Source organism: Neisseria sp. HMSC15G01, assembly GCF_001808255.1.
Lineage (GTDB): Bacteria > Pseudomonadota > Gammaproteobacteria > Burkholderiales > Neisseriaceae > Neisseria > Neisseria subflava_A.
Genome location: NZ_KV792666.1, coordinates 1 through 5,661, shown reverse-complemented (window position 1 = coordinate 5,661; position 5,661 = coordinate 1). Strand labels below are relative to the sequence as shown.

Below are 5,661 nucleotides of genomic sequence, written 5' to 3'. Positions count from 1 at the left end.
CCTTTAATTTAAACAACAAGCATGCACGAACACTCAATAGGTATCGGAATGGGTATCGGTTCATCAATATCCTTGCACCCATTACCCTACCTCCTATCGTCAAACCGACAGAAACGACAGGTATATAAAAAGCCCCCGACATCAGTCGGGGGCTTTGGAATGGGTGTTTGGCGGTGACCTACTTTCACATGGAAGAACCACACTATCATCGGCGCTGAGTCGTTTCACGGTCCTGTTCGGGATGGGAAGGCGTGGGACCAACTCGCTATGGCCGCCAAACTTAAACTGTTACAAATCGGTAAAGCCTTAATCAATTATTTGGTGATGACTGAATCAGTCAGTAAGCTTTTATCTTTGAAGTTCTTCAAATGATAGAGTCAAGCCTCACGAGCAATTAGTATGGGTTAGCTTCACGCGTTACCGCGCTTCCACACCCCACCTATCAACGTCCTGGTCTCGAACGACTCTTTAGTGTGGTTAAACCACAAGGGAAGTCTCATCTTCAGGCGAGTTTCGCGCTTAGATGCTTTCAGCGCTTATCTCTTCCGAACTTAGCTACCCGGCTATGCAACTGGCGTTACAACCGGTACACCAGAGGTTCGTCCACTCCGGTCCTCTCGTACTAGGAGCAGCCCCCGTCAAACTTCCAACGCCCACTGCAGATAGGGACCAAACTGTCTCACGACGTTTTAAACCCAGCTCACGTACCACTTTAAATGGCGAACAGCCATACCCTTGGGACCGACTACAGCCCCAGGATGTGATGAGCCGACATCGAGGTGCCAAACTCCGCCGTCGATATGAACTCTTGGGCGGAATCAGCCTGTTATCCCCGGAGTACCTTTTATCCGTTGAGCGATGGCCCTTCCATACAGAACCACCGGATCACTATGTCCTGCTTTCGCACCTGCTCGACTTGTCGGTCTCGCAGTTAAGCTACCTTTTGCCATTGCACTATCAGTCCGATTTCCGACCGGACCTAGGTAACCTTCCAACTCCTCCGTTACTCTTTGGGAGGAGACCGCCCCAGTCAAACTGCCTACCATGCACGGTCCCCGACCCGGATTACGGGTCTGGGTTAGAACCTCAAAGACACCAGGGTGGTATTTCAAGGACGGCTCCACAGAGACTGGCGTCTCTGCTTCAAAGCCTCCCACCTATCCTACACAAGTGACTTCAAAGTCCAATGCAAAGCTACAGTAAAGGTTCACGGGGTCTTTCCGTCTAGCAGCGGGTAGATTGCATCTTCACAACCACTTCAACTTCGCTGAGTCTCAGGAGGAGACAGTGTGGCCATCGTTACGCCATTCGTGCGGGTCGGAACTTACCCGACAAGGAAGTTCGCTACCTTAGGACCGTTATAGTTACGGCCGCCGTTTACTGGGGCTTCGATCCGATGCTTGCACATCTTCAATTAACCTTCCAGCACCGGGCAGGCGTCACACCCTATACGTCCACTTTCGTGTTAGCAGAGTGCTGTGTTTTTAATAAACAGTCGCAGCCACCTATTCTCTGCGACCCTCCAGGGCTTACGGAGCAAGTCCTTAACCTTAGAGGGCATACCTTCTCCCGAAGTTACGGTATCAATTTGCCGAGTTCCTTCTCCTGAGTTCTCTCAAGCGCCTTAGAATTCTCATCCTGCCCACCTGTGTCGGTTTGCGGTACGGTTCAATTCAAACTGAAGCTTAGTGGCTTTTCCTGGAAGCGTGGGAATTGGTTACTTCATGTCCGTAGACACTCGTCATCACTTCTCGGTGTTAAGAAGACCCGGATTTGCCTAAGTCTTCCACCTACCGGCTTAAACAAGCTATTCCAACAGCTTGCTAACCTAACCTTCTCCGTCCCCACATCGCATTTGAATCAAGTACAGGAATATTAACCTGTTTCCCATCGACTACGCATTTCTGCCTCGCCTTAGGGGCCGACTCACCCTACGCCGATGAACGTTGCGTAGGAAACCTTGGGCTTTCGGCGAGCGGGCTTTTCACCCGCTTTATCGCTACTCATGTCAACATTCGCACTTCTGATACCTCCAGCACACTTTACAATGCACCTTCATCGGCCTACAGAACGCTCCCCTACCATGCCAGTAAACTGGCATCCGCAGCTTCGGTTATAGATTTGAGCCCCGTTACATCTTCCGCGCAGGACGACTCGACCAGTGAGCTATTACGCTTTCTTTAAATGATGGCTGCTTCTAAGCCAACATCCTGGCTGTCTGGGCCTTCCCACTTCGTTTACCACTTAATCTATCATTTGGGACCTTAGCTGGCGGTCTGGGTTGTTTCCCTCTTGACAACGGACGTTAGCACCCGCTGTCTGTCTCCCGAGGAACCACTTGATGGTATTCTTAGTTTGCCATGGGTTGGTAAGTTGCAATAACCCCCTAGCCATAACAGTGCTTTACCCCCATCAGTGTCTTGCTCGAGGCACTACCTAAATAGTTTTCGGGGAGAACCAGCTATCTCCGAGTTTGTTTAGCCTTTCACCCCTATCCACAGCTCATCCCCGCATTTTGCAACATGCGTGGGTTCGGTCCTCCAGTACCTGTTACGGCACCTTCAACCTGGCCATGGATAGATCACTCGGTTTCGGGTCTACACCCAGCAACTGTTCGCCCTATTAAGACTCGGTTTCCCTACGCCTCCCCTATTCGGTTAAGCTCGCTACTGAATGTAAGTCGTTGACCCATTATACAAAAGGTACGCAGTCACACCACAAGGGTGCTCCCACTGTTTGTATGCATCAGGTTTCAGGTTCTATTTCACTCCCCTCCCGGGGTTCTTTTCGCCTTTCCCTCACGGTACTGGTTCACTATCGGTCGATGATGAGTATTTAGCCTTGGAGGATGGTCCCCCCATATTCAGACAGGATTTCACGTGTCCCGCCCTACTTTTCGTACGCTTAGTACCACTATTGAGATTTCGAATACGGGACTATCACCCACTATGGTCAAGCTTCCCAGCTTGTTCTTCTATCTCGACAGTTATTACGTACAGGCTCCTCCGCGTTCGCTCGCCACTACTTGCGGAATCTCGGTTGATTTCTTTTCCTCCGGGTACTTAGATGGTTCAGTTCTCCGGGTTCGCTTCGCTTATCCTATGTATTCAGATAAGGATACCTCCTAAGAGGTGGGTTTCCCCATTCGGACATCGCGGGATCATAGCTTTATTGCCAGCTCCCCCACGCTTTTCGCAGGCTTACACGTCCTTCGTCGCCTATCATCGCCAAGGCATCCACCTGATGCACTTATTCACTTGACTCTATCATTTCAAGAACCTCTTTGACTTCGTTTGCCTACCCGTTGACTAGGGAAATAAACTTGAAATTCCTACTTTGATAAAGCTTACTGCTTTGTTGTGTCTTAATCCTGCCTTTTGTGTTTCAGGATTAAGTCGATACAATCATCACCCAAATACTGTGTTTGTTTCCTTTTCTCTTGCGAGAGATTTTTCATCCTTTGCAAAGAAAAAAAAACAAAACAAACTCATTGTCTTTGTTTGTTGATTTCGGCTTTCCAATTTGTTAAAGATCGATGCGTCGATATTTCACTTCGCAAATCAAAATAAGCTGCTAAGTATAGCAGGCTTCCTTTGATTTGTAAAGTTCTTGGTGGAGGCAAACGGGATCGAACCGATGACCCCCTGCTTGCAAAGCAGGTGCTCTACCAACTGAGCTATGCCCCCGTTCTTGGTGGGTCTTGGAGGACTTGAACCTCCGACCCCACGCTTATCAAGCGTGTGCTCTAACCAGCTGAGCTACAAACCCGGATTCTCTTCTTAAGCGAATCTTGTCTTCACTCAAGCTTTTCTCTTCCGCATCTTTTACAGTTTACCGATAAGTGTGAATGCATCAGACCTCTTCTTTCTCTAGAAAGGAGGTGATCCAGCCGCAGGTTCCCCTACGGCTACCTTGTTACGACTTCCTCCCAGTCATGAAGCATACCGTGGTAAGCGGGCTCCTTGCGGTTACCCTACCTACTTCTGGTATCCCCCACTCCCATGGTGTGACGGGCGGTGTGTACAAGACCCGGGAACGTATTCACCGCAGTATGCTGACCTGCGATTACTAGCGATTCCGACTTCATGCACTCGAGTTGCAGAGTGCAATCCGGACTACGATCGGTTTTGTGAGATTGGCTCCACCTCGCGGCTTGGCTACCCTCTGTACCGACCATTGTATGACGTGTGAAGCCCTGGTCATAAGGGCCATGAGGACTTGACGTCATCCCCACCTTCCTCCGGCTTGTCACCGGCAGTCTCATTAGAGTGCCCAACTAAATGATAGCAACTAATGACAAGGGTTGCGCTCGTTGCGGGACTTAACCCAACATCTCACGACACGAGCTGACGACAGCCATGCAGCACCTGTGTTACGGCTCCCGAAGGCACTCCTCCGTCTCTGGAGGATTCCGTACATGTCAAGACCAGGTAAGGTTCTTCGCGTTGCATCGAATTAATCCACATCATCCACCGCTTGTGCGGGTCCCCGTCAATTCCTTTGAGTTTTAATCTTGCGACCGTACTCCCCAGGCGGTCAATTTCACGCGTTAGCTACGCTACTAAGCAATCAAGTTGCCCAACAGCTAATTGACATCGTTTAGGGCGTGGACTACCAGGGTATCTAATCCTGTTTGCTACCCACGCTTTCGAGCATGAACGTCAGTGTTATCCCAGGAGGCTGCCTTCGCCATCGGTATTCCTCCACATCTCTACGCATTTCACTGCTACACGTGGAATTCTACCTCCCTCTGACACACTCTAGTCACCCAGTTCAGAACGCAGTTCCCAGGTTGAGCCCGGGGATTTCACATCCTGCTTAAGTAACCGTCTGCGCTCGCTTTACGCCCAGTAATTCCGATTAACGCTCGCACCCTACGTATTACCGCGGCTGCTGGCACGTAGTTAGCCGGTGCTTATTCTTCAGGTACCGTCATCAGCTGTCGATATTAGCAACAGCCTTTTCTTCCCTGACAAAAGTCCTTTACAACCCGAAGGCCTTCTTCAGACACGCGGCATGGCTGGATCAGGCTTGCGCCCATTGTCCAAAATTCCCCACTGCTGCCTCCCGTAGGAGTCTGGGCCGTGTCTCAGTCCCAGTGTGGCGGATCATCCTCTCAGACCCGCTACTGATCGTCTCCTTGGTAGGCCTTTACCCCACCAACTAGCTAATCAGATATCGGCCGCTCGAATAACGCAAGGCCCGAAGGGCCCCTGCTTTCCTCCTCAGAGAATATGCGGTATTAGCTAATCTTTCGATTAGTTATCCCCCATTACTCGGTACGTTCCGATATATTACTCACCCGTTCGCCACTCGCCACCCAAGAAGCAAGCTTCTCTGTGCTGCCGTCCGACTTGCATGTGTAAAGCATGCCGCCAGCGTTCAATCTGAGCCAGGATCAAACTCTTATGTTCAATCTCTAACTTATAACTTCTGGTCTGCTTCAAAGAAACCGACAGGACAATGTCTAAAACATCATCTTGTCTGTCTTTCAAACAGTGTGAGGCCTAATGCACTCACACTTATCGGTAATCTGTTTTTTAAAGAGCGAATCGAATTATACAGTACATTTAGCAAATGTCAACTAAAATTATCGAAAATTCTAACTAACTGTGTTATACTGTCTGCTTCGTTTTCTTCACCGCGTCAGCAGCGAAGAAC

2 tRNA genes and 3 rRNA genes are annotated in these 5,661 nt (G+C 49.8%); all 5 read right to left on the bottom strand.

Annotation, left to right across the window (positions count from 1 at the left end):
- Positions 1-165: 165 nt before the first annotated feature.
- Positions 166-279 (bottom strand): 5S ribosomal RNA (rrf, locus tag HMPREF3139_RS02645).
- Between the two features lie 94 nt (positions 280-373).
- Positions 374-3,263: ribosomal RNA gene (locus HMPREF3139_RS02640) — 23S ribosomal RNA — on the bottom strand.
- A 347-nt stretch (positions 3,264-3,610) separates the two neighbouring features.
- Positions 3,611-3,686 (bottom strand) — tRNA-Ala (locus tag HMPREF3139_RS02635).
- A 5-nt stretch (positions 3,687-3,691) separates the two neighbouring features.
- Positions 3,692-3,768 (bottom strand) — tRNA-Ile (locus HMPREF3139_RS02630).
- Positions 3,769-3,873: 105 nt separating this feature from the next.
- Positions 3,874-5,414 (bottom strand): 16S ribosomal RNA (locus HMPREF3139_RS02625).
- Together the 16S, 23S and 5S rRNA genes with 2 tRNA genes alongside form the textbook arrangement of a ribosomal RNA operon.
- Positions 5,415-5,661 lie beyond the last annotated feature (247 nt).